The sequence below is a fragment of the Shewanella polaris genome (assembly GCF_006385555.1).
GTDB lineage: Bacteria > Pseudomonadota > Gammaproteobacteria > Enterobacterales > Shewanellaceae > Shewanella > Shewanella polaris.
Genome location: NZ_CP041036.1, coordinates 612,562 through 627,332 on the forward strand (window position 1 = coordinate 612,562; position 14,771 = coordinate 627,332).

Here is a 14,771-nt window from a genome sequence, read left to right on the forward strand (position 1 = left end):
AAGCAGAGGATCTAAGGATGACCAGCAAAAAGCAGCCCGCTAACAAGACCCAAGTACTATCGGCTGACCCACTTTTCTTACAAGCTGAACACTTGGCTAAAGATTTTTCATTATTTCCTGCTCATAACAAGCAGAGTTTATCTGAAGAAGTGAAAGGACTATTAACAGAAGATACCATTCAAGCTAACTTGAAAAGTTTGGCATCTTTAGACGTTGATGGTTATGTCAATAAAGTTATTCAACCAACGTTGGATAAAAACCGCCCAGGGGCGAAGCGTATGATCGCTGACTTAAAAGGCAAAATTATTGCCGAAAGTCATATCGGACCGTTTTATCGTGCTGAAGTGGAACTTAATTTTGGCACTCGTACACGCCGTATCGGTTTTATTGCGCAAGAGCGTACGACCGCAAACGGTGCTTGGATGCCAGAGCATCATCTTGCAGCATGTAAAGCAATTCGTCACTTCGCTGAATTGTGTATGCCAATTGTATATTTAATTGATACTCCAGGTGCTGATGCTGGTGAAGTTGCCAATAGTCAAAACCAAGCGCATACCATTTCTAAAGCCATTGCTGAAAGTGCTAACGTTGATGTGCCTACTGTCGGTATTGTGATTGGTGCAGGCTATTCAGGTGGCGCTATTCCATTAGCAGCCGCCAACATTTTACTATCTGTACGAGACGGTATTTTCAATACTATCCAGCCACAAGGCTTACAAAGCATTGCGCGTAAGTACAACTTGTCATGGCAAGAATGTGCTAAGTCTGTTGGCGTATCACCAGAAGAGTTGTATACCGCCGGTTGTATTGACGGCATTATCGATTTTACGCCGTCAGATAAAGATGAACGCCAGCATAATTTACGTCGTGCGATTATTAGCTCTATTGAAGCTGTTGAACGCGCTGCGATGAATTTTGTACGTGATTCTACAGATTTAAAAGAGCACTACGATAGAAGTTTACAGCGTTTCTTATCGCCTTCGGCTAACTTACTTACGCTCGAAAACAATACTCGTTTATCTGTCGCCAATAACCCAACGATGTACCACAATATTTTTGGTAGTGCCTATCGTTATTTGCGTTACTTGACCTTGCGCAGTCGTATTCATTCAATTACACAAGACCAATATGGTCGCTTGTCAAAAGTGAGCGTGCCTGAAGGTGATTTGTTAGCGCGTATTAAACAAGAGCAAGAGCGTGTATTCCAAGCGTGGTTAACTAACCCTGATAAGTTAGTTTACGATGAAGAGTTAAATAAATTATGGGGTACGTTTAGCGCTAAACGTAAAGAGATTTCTACCGAACGTAACGTGATTACGCGTTTTATTTTGGGTGAACCTAAAGAGAACTACAAAAAAGCACGTAAAGCATTGTTATTTAACATCGGTTGGTCGTTATATCATCGTTGGAAAAGTAATGCGGCTAACAACTTCAATGGCTTAATTAAGTATTTAGAGTCGCTGCCTAAGTCTGCGACCCAAGCTCCATGGCCAGAACTTAGTCAGCTTACTGTGCTGGACATTGTTGTTAATGATGAATTACGTGAAGACTTTATTTGGCAGTGTCACAACGTGCTTATCTTCAATGCGTTATATGACAATGTAGTGGGCAGTTTGGCGTCAATTTCCAAAGAAGCCATGATGTCTAAAAGTTTGTCTCGCGAGTCAGTGGATAAGTTACTTCATAAAGCGATTGATAACGCAATATCGAACAGTGATAACGCTAACGATAAGAACAAGTTCTATAAGTGGCTTAAATACTTTATGGATCAATCGAATCGTGCCGAACTGTTAACACGTGTAGAGCAATGGAAGAGTGTGGGTTTCCCACAATTAAACGATTCGCTTTTTGTTATCCTAACTTACTTCTTTGAACGCTTGTTACCTGAGTACTTTGATAGCGAAGACGATCATGATAAGTACACTGGGACAATTAACCCTGTACGTATTGGCCGTCGTAAAGATTTCTGGAACCGTTTAACGATGGGTTACCAGGATTTACTGATCCAAAAAGTACTTCGTGAAGAGAAAAAGAAAGGCAAGATGGGCTGGGAAAGTGTTGTCAAACAGTTCTTTACTAAGTTTGATGAAATTGATGCCGACAAAATGTCAGCTAACATGCTTAACTTCCCTGGTTTCCGTTTATCAATTGAAGATGCTATCGATAAAAAGATCCGTCCTTGTGGTTTAATTACTGGTCTAGCTGATTTTAATAATAATGGTAGCAAGTTACGCGTAGGTGTTGCGGTTTCAAATACGGCCTTCCAAGCCGGCGCATTTGATATGGCCAGTGCTGAAAAATTCAGTTCGTTACTGATTGAATGTGCTAAACGTAAATTACCGGTTATTTGCTTTATCAGTTCTGGTGGTATGCAGACTAAAGAAGGTGCAGCAGCACTATTCTCTATGGCTGTTGTAAACGACCGTATTACCCGCTTTATACGTGATAATGAATTACCTGTGTTGATGTTTGGTTTTGGTGATTGTACTGGTGGTGCTCAAGCTAGCTTCGTGACGCACCCTTTAGTGCAGACTTACTATTTGTCAGGCACCAATATGCCATTTGCTGGACAAATGGTAGTACCTGCGTACTTACCGTCAACAGCAACTTTATCGAACTACTTATCTAAAGTACCTGGTGCGATGACAGGGTTAGTTCATAACCCGTTTTGCGAGACCTTAGATACTCAGTTGTCTGGTATTGACCCACTTATGCCATTACCGACAATGAAGATTGAAGACGTGATCGGTAAAGCCTTGTCTACTCTTGTACCTGAAGTCGTTGAGTTAGAAAAAGTCATTGTACAAGATGATCCTCGTGCGTTGATGAAGCCAATTCATAAAGTGTTAATACATGCTCGTGGTTGTACGGCGGTTAAATTAATCCGTAAAGCACATGACAACAATATTAATGTTGTATTGGTTGCCTCAGATCCTGACATGACATCTGTTCCTGCAGACATGCTTAAAGATAGCGATAAGCTTGTGTGTATTGGCGGTAATACTTCAGATGAAAGTTACCTTAATGCTTACTCAGTATTAAAAGTAGCTGAATATGAAGATGTTGATGCATTACATCCTGGTATCGGTTTCTTATCTGAAAGCCCGCAGTTTGCAGCGTTATGTGTTAACAACGGAGTTAACTTTGTTGGCCCTAGTGTGTATTCAATGACCACAATGGGTAACAAATCTAATGCCATTCACACCTCTCAAGCGCAAAACGTACCCGTTGTGCCAGGTAGCCACGGTATTTTGAGTAATGCCGAGCAGGCGGTGAACGTAGCGTCAGAAATTGGTTATCCAGTACTATTAAAAGCGGTACAAGGTGGTGGTGGTAAAGGTATTCAGGTTGTTAAACGCCCTGAGGACATGATTAGCTTCTTCCAGAGAACCGCAACAGAAGCCGCCGCTGCATTTGGTAATGGTGATTTGTATTTAGAGAAATACGTTACATCATTACGCCATATTGAAGTGCAGTTACTGCGTGATAAGTTTGGTAATACCAAAGTATTGGGTATTCGCGACTGTTCAGTTCAACGTAATAACCAGAAAGTGATTGAAGAATCAGGTTCAACTATGTTGCCTGAAGAGCTTAAACAACGTGTGATGGAATACACTCGTGCGTTAGGTGAGGCGACCGATTATATGGGCGCAGGCACTGTTGAGTTTATCTATAACTTGGATGCAAACGAAGTGTACTTCATGGAGATGAATACGCGTCTTCAAGTAGAACATCCCGTCACTGAAGCAACATCTGGTATTGATATTGTTAGTGCGCAGTTTGATATTGCTGCAGGTCGTTCAATTGAAAAATTGGAGCCAGTTGACCAAGGTTACGCCATGGAAGTGCGTGTGACAGCAGAGAAAGCGGCACTAGATAGTCAAGGTATTCTTCAGCTTATACCTAATCCAGGTAACATTACTGAATGTATTTTGCCTCAGCGTGATGATGTTGAAATTATTTCGATTGCAGCAACAGGCAAAGAAGTGTCGCCATACTATGATAGCTTGATCGCACAGATCATCATACGCGGTACTGATCGTGCTGACGTAGTAGCTAAAATGTATGAGTACCTTGATAGCGTTGTGATTAAAGGTATTGCGACTAACATTCCATTATTGAAGCTTATCCTTAAAGATCCAACGTTCAATGAAGGTGTGTATGACACTAACTACTTACCACGTTTAATGGCTGAGTTAGATATTCCAGCACTGATTGCTGAAATGGAAGCGGCTGCTGAAACCATTGGCGTTGATACTGAATCATTACGTGTTGGTGAAAGTAATGAACTGAAAGTATTGGCCCAAGGCGCAGGTATTTTCTATACCTCTCCAGCACCGGGTGAAGCAGACTTTGTTAAAGAAGGTGACATTGTCACGGTTGAACAAACATTAGCATTGATGGAAGCAATGAAGATGTTCTCTCAACTTACGTTAGCGGGCTTTAATCGTCAAACGGGTGTGTTATATCCTGAAGATCAAAAGTATCGCATAGAACGTATTCTCAATAGTAATGGTCAGCAAGTGTCACAAGGTGACTTACTGTTTGTTATCTCACCAGTCGAAGCATAATACGTTAGATTGATTGTTGAATAAAATACCCACCTTTTGGTGGGTATTTTTTTGTCATACTTTCGTATGTTGTAATACACTCAACATTGTATACACTTTTTCGTTCAACTATTTTATTAGAATTGTTGGATCACACTATTGAGAGAATTGAGTTGGCTTGGATCTTCTAAAGTATTATTGATTACGCTTTGGATATTGATTAATGGAATCGACACTAAGCATGCTCATGCTTCGGTGGTGGATAGTCAATCCATCGTTAATTTAAAAAATAGTAATGTCGTACGATATTGTGTTGATCCTGATTGGTTACCTTATGAAGCCATTGTTGATGGTCGTCATACTGGAATTTCATCTGATTATTTAGCTTTATTAGCACATTATACCAATCTGACTTTTGTGTTAGTCCCCACTTCGTCTTGGCGACAGAGCCTGGAATTACTCAAACAGGGTGAATGCGAACTAACGCCCATTTTAAATCAAACGCCTAAACGTGACCAATATCTATCCTTTAGTCAGGTCTTTTTTAAATCACCAAATGTATTGGTGTCACTAAAATCTCAACCATTTTTACAAGGGTTTGAAAATATCGGCAACCGCTTATTGGCCATCCCCAAAGATTATCGCTTAGTCGAGTATGTACAACGGTATTACCCCAGCCTTAACACCATATTAACCAGTAATGAACGGCAGGGATTAGAAAAAGTCGCTAATGGTGAGGTAGACGTATTTGTCGGATCGATGTTTTCGGTTAATGCGTATATTCAGCAACAGGGATTAACATCACTTAAAATTGCAGGTTGGGGTGGTCCTGAAGATGAGTTACGCATAGGCGTTATCAAGGCAAAAAAAACTTTGTTACCGCAGATTAATGCTGGTCTAGCAAAAATCACTCAAGCTGATCATAATGCTATTTATAAAAAATGGCATAATATTACCGTCATTGAAGACATTGATTATAGTGTTGTTATCCAAGTTGGTACTGTACTTGGGATGCTTATTCTATTCTTACTTTATCGAACGATTTGTGTGAGTAAGTACAATGTCCACTTAGAAAAAAACAATAAGCAGTTACAACAATTGCATTTAGAATTGGAACAAAAAAATAGCGATTTGGATTTTTTAGCTCAACACGACCCATTGACAAAACTATTTAATCGTCAATATTTTAATCAAACCTTTTTAGATGATCCTAGGCAGCCTCAACAGAACAAACAAGCAAACAATAATATTAGTTTGGTTGTTATTGATATCGATTTTTTTAAAGCAATAAATGACAAGCATGGACATACTGTTGGTGACAAAATATTAGTTCAAGTCGCACAAGTGTTACAAGCATCGGTGAGAGATCTGGATGTTGTTGCAAGGTGGGGCGGTGAAGAATTTGTGGTGGTGTGTCAGCATGTAGCATTGCACGATGCTACCGAACTTTGCCAACGAATTACTGATGAACTTACCCACTTCCATTTTTACAATAATATCAAAGTGACCTGTAGTTATGGTATTGCCCTATTGAAGGACAATGAACCGATTCAAGCTTGTTTTGAACGTGCCGATGGGGCTTTGTTTAAAGCCAAGCAGTCTGGGCGTAATCAATATTGTAGCGCCTGATAAAATTATTTTGATTAATGTGTATACTCTTTTTCGTCACTGGTCTTATTCGATAATAAGAACATAGTGGGCATCGCGGCAAACTCATATTCATCATAAAATGCACCTAAAAATGCTATTTTAGGTATTTAACCTCGAATTTAACATTTTTAGGGTAAAATAACGTGACGGCTAAAAAATAATCTATTATTTTTAGTCGTTTGTTTTATATGTGATTCTAGTCATTAATATCGATTTTTTGAGCTAAAAATAAATAAATATTGCACCAGCTATTTGCGCCCAGCAAGGTTCCAATTTACAATATGCGCCTTAATAACCTGATGTGCGGTGTGTCGGTTCTTTTTCGCATGCTCCGTCTACTTCTTAAACTAATCATTAAAGTTGAATCATGACCGAATTATCCAAATACAGAAACATTGGTATCTTCGCTCACGTTGACGCGGGTAAAACCACGACCACCGAGCGTATCCTTAAGCTAACCGGTAAGATCCATAAGATCGGTGAAGTACATGATGGTGAATCAACCACAGACTTCATGGAACAGGAAGCTGAGCGCGGTATTACCATTCAGTCAGCAGCAGTAAGCTGTTTCTGGAAAGGCTACCGTTTTAACGTTATTGACACTCCAGGCCACGTTGACTTTACAGTTGAAGTTTATCGTTCGCTAAAAGTGCTTGATGGCGGTATCGGTGTATTCTGTGGTTCAGGCGGTGTAGAGCCTCAGTCAGAAACTAACTGGCGTTATGCTAACGATTCTGAAGTTTCGCGTATCATCTTCGTAAACAAATTAGACCGTATGGGTGCTGATTTTTTACGTGTTGTTAAGCAAACTAAAGACGTATTAGCGGCTAATCCTTTAGTTATGGTTTTACCAATAGGTATTGAAGACGAATTCATTGGTGTTGTTGACCTATTAACTCGCGAAGCTCACGTTTGGGACGATACTGGTTTACCTGAAAACTTCACAATTCAACCTGTACCTGCTGACATGGTTGACTTAGTTGAAGAATACCGTGAAATGTTAATCGAAACTGCTCTTGAGCAAGACGATGACTTATTAGAAGCTTATATGGAAGGTGTTCAACCATCTATAGAAGACGTTAAGCGTTGTATCCGTGCCGGTACTCGTACAATGGCTGTGTTCCCAACATATTGTGGTAGCGCATTCAAAAACAAAGGTATGCAGTTACTACTAGATGCCGTTGTTGATTATTTACCTGATCCAGTTGAAGTTGATCCACAACCTCTAACTGACGAAGAAGGTAACGAAAATGGTGAGTTCGCTATTGTTGATGTTGATGCGCCTTTCAAAGCATTAGCATTCAAAATCATGGACGACCGTTTTGGTGCATTAACTTTCGTACGTATCTATTCAGGCCGTATCAAGAAGGGTGACACCATCCTTAACTCGTTTACCGGTAAAACTGAGCGTATTGGCCGTATGGTTGAAATGCAAGCTGATGAACGTAACGAACTTGAATCAGCACAAGCTGGTGACATTATCGCTATCGTGGGTATGAAGAACGTGCAAACTGGTCACACTTTATGTGATCCTAAGCACCCTTGTACTCTTGAAGCCATGGTATTCCCTGAGCCAGTTATTTCTATCTCTGTAACGCCAAAAGATAAAGGCGGAAGCGAGAAAATGGGTATTGCTATCGGTAAAATGATTGCAGAAGATCCATCTTTCCGCGTTGAAACTGACATTGATTCAGGTGAAACCATCCTTAAAGGTATGGGTGAACTTCACTTAGACATTAAGGTTGATATTCTTAAGCGTACTTACGGCGTTGACCTAATTGTAGGCGAGCCTCAAGTGGCTTACCGTGAAACTATCACTAAAGAAATTGAAGATAGCTACACGCATAAGAAACAGTCTGGTGGTTCTGGTCAGTTTGGTAAAATTGATTACGTTATTCGTCCTGGCGAGCAAAATACTGGTTTCACTTTCACCTCGAAAGTGGTTGGTGGTAACGTACCTAAAGAATTCTGGCCTGCTGTTGAGAAAGGTTTCAAGAGCATGATGAATACCGGTACTATCGCTGGTTTCCCTGTGTTAGACGTTGAACTTGAACTTCAAGATGGTGCTTTCCACGCAGTTGACTCGTCAGCTATCGCGTTCGAAATCGCTGCTAAAGGTGCGTTCCGTCAATCTATGCCTAAAGCCGGTGCACAACTTCTTGAACCTATCATGAATGTTGACGTATTCAGCCCAGATGACAACGTTGGTGACGTAATTGGTGACCTTAACCGTCGTCGCGGTATGATTAAAGATCAAAATGCTGGTGTTACAGGTGTTCGTATTAAAGCTGACGTACCGTTATCAGAAATGTTCGGTTATATCGGTTCATTACGTACAATGACTTCTGGTCGTGGTCAATTCTCTATGGAATTTGCTCACTACGCACCATGTCCTAACAGCGTATCTGAAAAAGTAGTTGCTCAAGTTAAAGAGCGTAAGGCTGCTGAAGCTAAGAAGTAATTCTAGTTTCGATTTGCTGATAAAAACCGTTGCTTAGGCAGCGGTTTTTTTATGCCTTAATTTTATGATATCAGCACTAGACTTTAATACTGATGGGATAAATATTATTTATGACTGTTTCTACTAAGTGTTAATAATGCGTTCGCTGGTGGGGTTAACGGCAGGTTTTCACGCCATATTAATGCTAAGTCCCATGTCATTGCTGGTTGCATCGGTTTAAATACTAACTTGTTATTGGTTAATCGTTGGCAAATGGGTTCGGGTAAAATAGCCACGCCTAAGTTAGCTTCAACCATGGCTGCTATAAAGTCCCACTGACCGCTTCGAAAAGCAATATTAAGTTGTACACCAGCTTTACGACTTAAGCGGCGTATTAATTTAGCCAATGAAAAGTCTTCATTATATAAAATAAAAGGATAAGACTCGAGATCTTGCCAGCTGATTTCAGCTTTGTCACTTAACGAGTGGCCTTCAGGCAAGCAGGCAAGCATAGGGTGCTTAATGAGTAGTTGATTGGCTAGCTCTGTTTTGTGAGTCGTTGGAAGCGCTGTGAAGGCAATATCAAGGCTGTTATTAATTAATGCTTGCTCACACCCAAAACCACCGTATTCATACATTTGCATTTCGATACCTGGGTATTGCTTTCTGTAGGTTGTGAGTAAACCAATAAATAAACTACTCATCATTGGGCATATCCCAAGCCGTAAGCGTCCAGTTTTTAAACCACTAAGATTACTAATATCTTCTTGAAGTCGATGCCAATGGCCTAAAATTTCTCGAGCACTTTGCTCAACGAGATGCCCTGCTTGAGTTAACTCAACCTTTTGGTTGTTCCTAACAAGCAATTGTTCACCCACATCGTGTTCTAAACGTTGGATTATTTTTGTTAGAGTCGGTTGGGTCATAAAGCATTTTTGCGCCGCACGGGTAAAGTTTTCGGTTTCAACTAAGGTTAAAAAACTCTGCAAGTTCTTTATTGGGATGTTCATGCTTAAATGGAATCCAGTCTATTATGATTATTCATTTTACCTATGAAGCATAAAGGATTACTTTGAACTCGTTAACGAAATGGAGCCATGGCAATGAAATCAACTTCAAGTTTATGGGTTGGCGCATTATGGGAAGCGGCGATGCCAGTGAAGCATGAGATGTTATCATCTAATGTGTCACAAACAGCTGCTGCACCGAGTACACAGCCTATTGAGCAAAAATCTCAACCAATAAACCCAGCTTAAGCTGGGTTTATTGCTGTTTTATCCCCCTTTTGTCATTAGTCTGTATGTACCTTCGCTTGAGGAGTATTGGTATACTCACTACGTGTTATTGTCGCTTTTTATTCAATCTTCTAATTTCCCTATTAAGCAGGTAAAAAAAAGCCGCTTACAATGCAAGCGGCCAAAATAGTCATGGGGGGGGAAGTTGACTAATTGAAGGTGTTTTCTACCAATTGCTGTTTATTCTCAGCTTGAGGCACATGGCACTGATCGCAAAAATAATACATGCCTTTTACAGTACCTTTGTCGTCCATCACGTGTGATTTATCGACTGGAGTCGCTTTCATGCGCTTAGCTTTATCCCAACTGTGACAGCTTAAACAACCATTTTTATCAGTCGTAATTGAGTAAGTTGCTTTATGTGGAATAATGGGTGGTTGATGTACAAACGTGCGTTCAATTGCTTTACCACGTGTTGGGTAAACTGGCATCTCGTCTGCAGGACGTACTTCTGTCACTTGCGAGTCACCCGCAAGAGAAGATAGTTTTACGGGTTCAGGGTTTGCATGTGCTTGTTGACCTGAGTAAGCGCTAATCGCTAGCATCACGGCTGCTAAAGTGATTAATTTTTTCATAACTTGCTCTCCACCTTAAGAGGAATTCTGTTCGAATTATTTGAATTAAATCGGTTGGTATATTGGAATACGCGCGGTGCACAAACATCAATACAGCGGCCACAAAGAGTACAGTCACTATCGAGTATAAATGGCTGAATACTGCCTTTTTTTAACACAGGTTTTAACACCTGACGTTCTGGGCAAACAGTAAAACAATCCATGCAGTTATTGCATGCTTCAGCTCGAATAGCGGCTATTTTTATTGGGCTAACTTTGCCTATCAGTGAAAATAATGCCCCCGTTGGGCACAGGTGGCTACACCAAGCTCGTTCAACCACAAAGGTGTCGAGCAAAAAGATAACCGCTAATACCCATAGCCCGCTGCCTGCGCCAAATAATATTGCGCGATAGACGACGGGGACTGGATTTAGCCATTCCCACACTGTAACACCAGTGAGTATAGGTAATATCAACACTAATCCAAGCATGTAATAACGCAGATTTTTTGGTATTTCACTGGTGCGAGGCAGTGATAATTTCCGTCTAATCCAGCTGGCTAAATCGGTGACAATATTAACTGGGCATACCCAGCTGCAAAACACTCTTCCGCCAAGTAGGGCATAAATCCCGACTATGATAACCGCGCCGAGTAACAGGCTTATTTCGGGCCAGTGGCCGCTCATAAGCACTTGTAACGTTACTAACGGATCGCTTAATGGAATTGTGTCCAACAGTAAACTGGTTGAGAGATTTCCCTTAAGGAGCCATAAGCCCAAAAATGGACCAATGGCAAATAAGCTCAGCACACTCAGTTGCGATATTCTGCGTAAAATGAGGAAACGATGTGCCCCCCACCAACCAAGTTCGTTGACTGCAGCATTGGCAAAACGTGTTGCTGATTTTGGGCTATTGCTATGTTTTATATTCATAATGATAGCCCCTTATTTAGCATCTCAAGTGTCGTTTCTTCGGTGTGTTGATAAGTATCATGAGCAGCAGCCTTACCCATTGCAATATGCCTTGGTAATACTTTTATCACTGCTTGTTCTGTCACGCAGGCATGTTCACATTTACCACATCCGGTACACAAATCTGGATTGATGGTAGGTAAAAACATCGCATGGTGATCGCTCTTTTCATTGCGTTGCAGTACTAGTGTGATGGCTTTGTCTATTAACGGGCAAACCCGATAACAGACATCACATCGCAAACCTCTAAAGTTAAGACAATTTTTCTCATCTATTAAGACTGCTATTCCCATTTTTGAGTCGTCAATGTTATCTAGTTTTTGGTCAAGCGAGCCGCTAGGGCAGGCTTTAACACAAGGGATATCATCACACATTTCGCAAGGGATATTACGCGCAGTAAAATAAGGCGTACCCGTTGGGGCTCCATCAAACCAGCGTGCTAGTTTTAAGGTATCGTAGGGGCAAGCCTCTACGCATAAGCCGCAGCGAACACACGCTGAGAGAAAATCGTCTTCTGGCAATGCGCCGGGCGGACGAATAGCAAATGGGTCAAGTGGACGAGATTGAGTGGAAACAGTTGTTAACCCCAAACCGACCATACCCATTACACAACTGGCTTTCGCCGTTGTGGCAAGAAACTGTCTACGGTTGACACCGTTTACACTTGCTAGTTTGCTATTAATTTTGCTCATGATATTGCGTTCCATTTATGCACTAGGGTATTGATTAAGCCTTCATTACTTTTACTGGACACTTCTTAAAATCGGTCTCTTTTGACAAGGGATCAGTAGCATCGAGTATTAGCTTGTTGACTAGTTGGCGCGCATCAAAAAACGGCATAAAGACTACGCCTTTAGGTGGCTTGTTACGGCCTTTGGTTTCAACACGAGTTTTAACTTCACCACGAGGAGACGCTACGACAACTTCATCGCCACGTTGTAAACCTCGTACTTTTGCATCTTCTGGGTGCATAAAGATTTGAGCGTCAGAATAAGCGCGTTGAAGTTCAGGTACACGAGCTGTCATTGAGCCTGTGTGCCAGTGCTCTAATACTCGACCCGTTGACATCCAAAGATCATATTCTTTGTTTGGCTCTTCTGCAGCAGGCTCGTAAGGGAGGGCGAAAATAACCGCTCTACCGTCTGGCTTACCGTAGAAATTAAATCCTTCACCCGCTTTTACGTACGGATCACTTCCTTCGACAAAACGACGCAGGGTTTCTTTACCATCAATAACAGGCCAGCGTTTACCGCGGTTTTCATGGTAGTTATCGAAGGCGTCTAAATCGTGACCATGGCCGCGACCAAATTTAGCGTATTCTTCAAAAAGACCTTTTTGCAGATAAAAACCAAAGTGTTCACTTTCGTCGTTATATGCACCTTTGCACTGTTCTTTAGGATATTTGTTTACTTCACCGTTGGCGAATAAGATATCGTAAAGTGTTTTGTCAGCATTTTCTGGTTGCTTGGCAATTAGTTCAGCAGGCCATACTTCAGATACTTTAAAGCGCTTTGAAAACTCAACTAGCTGCCATAAATCTGATGTAGCCCCTTCAGGTGCTTTGACTTGTTGGTGCCAAAAATGGGTACGACGTTCTGCGTTACCATAAGCACCTTCTTTTTCTACCCACATTGCCGTTGGTAAAATTAAGTCTGCAGCCATTGCGGTTACTGTTGGATATGGATCTGATACCACGATAAAGTTTTCTGGGTTACGGAAACCTGGATAAATTTCATCATTGATGTTCGGGCCTGCTTGCATGTTATTGGTACACATGGTCCAGTAACAGTTTAGCTTGCCATCTTTCAACATACGGCTCTGTTGCACCGCGTGGTAACCAGGTTTAGGTGGAATAGTACCCGCTGGAACTTGCCAAAGTTTTTCGGTAATTTCGCGATGCTTAGGGTTGTTAACCACCATATCTGCTGGTAAACGGTGTGAGAATGTTCCCACTTCACGTGCAGTACCACAAGCTGATGGCTGACCTGTTAGAGAGAACGGGCTATTGCCTGGGGTGGCTATTTTTCCTGTTAATAAGTGGATGTTGTAGAGCATATTATTTGCCCATACACCACGAGTATGTTGGTTAATACCCATAGTCCACAAACTCATCACTTTTTGTTTAGGGTCGGCATATACTTTGGCTAGCGTGATAAGGTTTTCAACTGCAACACCGCTCATTTCTGATGCGTATTCAACAGTATAAGTACTGACAAACTTAGCATATTCTTCAAAGGTAATTGGCTTAGAACCACCATTACCAGAGTTTTTAGCTTTCTTTTCTAACGGATGTTCTGGGCGTAAACCATAACCAATGTCGGTAACACCTAAAGCAAAGTTAGTATGTTTGCTGACAAAGTCTTTGTTCACTGCATCGTTTTGAATAATGTAGTTAGCGATGAAGTTTAGGATCACAAGGTCAGTTTGTGGCTTGAAAACCATTGGGTTATCAGCTAAATCAAAGCTGCGGTTTTCATAGGTAGAAAGTACATGTACACGTGCATCTTTATGGCTTAAACGACGGTCAGTTAAACGAGCCCATAAGATTGGGTGCATTTCTGCCATGTTAGCGCCCCAAAGCACAAAATTATCACCGGCTTCGATGTCATCATAACAACCCATTGGTTCATCAATACCAAAGGTACGCATAAATCCACCCACGGCAGATGCCATACAATGGCGAGCGTTAGGGTCGATGTTGTTAGTCAAAAAGCCAGCTTTGTGAAGTTTAGACGCGGCATAACCTTCCCAAACTGTCCATTGGCCAGAACCAAACATACCGACAGAAGTAGGGCCTTTTTTAGCAATACTGGCTTTCCATTTTTCGGCCATAGTATCAAAAGCAACATCCCAGCTTACTGGAGTGAAATCACCTTCTTTATCATACTTACCATCTGTCATTCTTAGTAATGGCGTGGTTAAACGGTCTTTGCCATACATGATTTTTGATAAGAAGTAGCCTTTAATACAATTCAAGCCTCTGTTAACAGGGCTTTCTGGATCGCCTTTAGTAGCGATCACTTTGCCATTTTTGGTGCCCACTAATACGCTACAGCCTACACCGCAAAAACGACACGGGGCTTTATCCCACGTGACATCGCTCTTGCCTTCTGCTGCTTGAACTATGTTGATGGGAATAGCGATACCCACTGCCGATGCTGCTGCGGCAGCGGCGTTGGCTTTTAAAAACTCGCGACGGCTTATGCTCATGGTGTTCCTCACTCTTAGAATGTTTACTTAGTGCGTGATAGTCATTGGAGGTGACGTGATAGAGTGAGTCTAGTCCTTACAATCAACATGGGTATACCTCC

9 protein-coding genes are annotated in these 14,771 nt (G+C 41.5%); 4 read left to right on the forward strand and 5 right to left on the reverse strand.

Annotation, left to right across the window (positions count from 1 at the left end; translation table 11 throughout):
- Nucleotides 1–17 precede the first annotated feature (17 nt).
- The 3 genes from FH971_RS02660 to fusA all read left to right on the forward strand — a co-directional run bounded on the left by FH971_RS02660 (nt 18) and on the right by fusA (nt 8,661).
- Nucleotides 18–4,571: an ATP-binding protein gene (locus tag FH971_RS02660; RefSeq protein WP_140233250.1), complete on the forward strand. Its 4,554-nt coding sequence runs from the start codon at nt 18–20 to the stop codon at nt 4,569–4,571.
- Between the two features lie 138 nt (nt 4,572–4,709).
- Nucleotides 4,710–6,179 (forward strand): diguanylate cyclase, encoded by a 1,470-nt coding sequence (locus FH971_RS02665; RefSeq protein WP_140233251.1) that lies wholly within the window; start codon nt 4,710–4,712, stop codon nt 6,177–6,179.
- Nucleotides 6,180–6,567: 388 nt separating this feature from the next.
- Nucleotides 6,568–8,661, forward strand: a complete 2,094-nt coding sequence (gene fusA, locus FH971_RS02670) for an elongation factor G (protein WP_140233252.1) — start codon at nt 6,568–6,570, stop codon at nt 8,659–8,661.
- A gap of 104 nt (nt 8,662–8,765) precedes the next feature.
- Here the strand turns inward: fusA and FH971_RS02675 are convergent, their stop codons facing one another.
- Nucleotides 8,766–9,650, reverse strand: coding sequence for a LysR family transcriptional regulator (locus FH971_RS02675; RefSeq protein WP_137223139.1), 885 nt, complete (start codon nt 9,648–9,650; stop codon nt 8,766–8,768).
- Between the two features lie 93 nt (nt 9,651–9,743).
- On the opposite strand from FH971_RS02675, the gene FH971_RS20360 reads away from it, so the two are divergent.
- Complete coding sequence (locus FH971_RS20360) at nt 9,744–9,896, forward strand: hypothetical protein (protein WP_167495963.1); 153 nt, start codon at nt 9,744–9,746, stop codon at nt 9,894–9,896.
- Between the two features lie 188 nt (nt 9,897–10,084).
- Here the strand turns inward: FH971_RS20360 and FH971_RS02680 are convergent, their stop codons facing one another.
- The 4 genes from FH971_RS02680 to napA are packed head-to-tail and all read right to left on the reverse strand — an operon-like array spanning nt 10,085 to nt 14,670.
- Complete coding sequence (locus FH971_RS02680; protein ID WP_137223137.1) at nt 10,085–10,510, reverse strand: nitrate reductase cytochrome c-type subunit; 426 nt, start codon at nt 10,508–10,510, stop codon at nt 10,085–10,087.
- Nucleotides 10,507–11,421, reverse strand: coding sequence for a quinol dehydrogenase ferredoxin subunit NapH (gene napH / locus FH971_RS02685; protein ID WP_140233253.1), 915 nt, complete (start codon nt 11,419–11,421; stop codon nt 10,507–10,509). The genes FH971_RS02680 and napH overlap by 4 nt, the downstream gene beginning before the upstream one ends.
- The gene (gene napG, locus FH971_RS02690) at nt 11,418–12,152 is read right to left on the reverse strand and encodes a ferredoxin-type protein NapG (RefSeq protein WP_137223133.1); all 735 of its coding nucleotides are present in this window, start codon (nt 12,150–12,152) and stop codon (nt 11,418–11,420) included. Before napG ends, napH begins: the two co-directional genes overlap by 4 nt.
- 34 nt (nt 12,153–12,186) lie before the next feature.
- Nucleotides 12,187–14,670: a nitrate reductase catalytic subunit NapA gene (gene napA, locus FH971_RS02695; protein WP_140233254.1), complete on the reverse strand. Its 2,484-nt coding sequence runs from the start codon at nt 14,668–14,670 to the stop codon at nt 12,187–12,189.
- Nucleotides 14,671–14,771: the final 101 nt, after the last annotated feature.

Excerpts from the sequence above, each read along its gene's own strand:
- FH971_RS02680 (WP_137223137.1), bottom strand. The coding sequence starts at position 10,510 with ATGAAAAAATTAATCACTTTAGCAGCCGTGATGCTAGCGATTAGCGCT.
- napA (WP_140233254.1), bottom strand. The coding sequence starts at position 14,670 with ATGAGCATAAGCCGTCGCGAGTTTTTAAAAGCCAACGCCGCTGCCGCA.
- fusA (WP_140233252.1), top strand. The coding sequence starts at position 6,568 with ATGACCGAATTATCCAAATACAGAAACATTGGTATCTTCGCTCACGTT.
- napH (WP_140233253.1), bottom strand. The coding sequence starts at position 11,421 with ATGAATATAAAACATAGCAATAGCCCAAAATCAGCAACACGTTTTGCC.
- FH971_RS02675 (WP_137223139.1), bottom strand. The coding sequence starts at position 9,650 with ATGAACATCCCAATAAAGAACTTGCAGAGTTTTTTAACCTTAGTTGAA.
- FH971_RS02660 (WP_140233250.1), top strand. The coding sequence starts at position 18 with ATGACCAGCAAAAAGCAGCCCGCTAACAAGACCCAAGTACTATCGGCT.
- napG (WP_137223133.1), bottom strand. The coding sequence starts at position 12,152 with ATGAGCAAAATTAATAGCAAACTAGCAAGTGTAAACGGTGTCAACCGT.
- FH971_RS20360 (WP_167495963.1), top strand. The coding sequence starts at position 9,744 with ATGAAATCAACTTCAAGTTTATGGGTTGGCGCATTATGGGAAGCGGCG.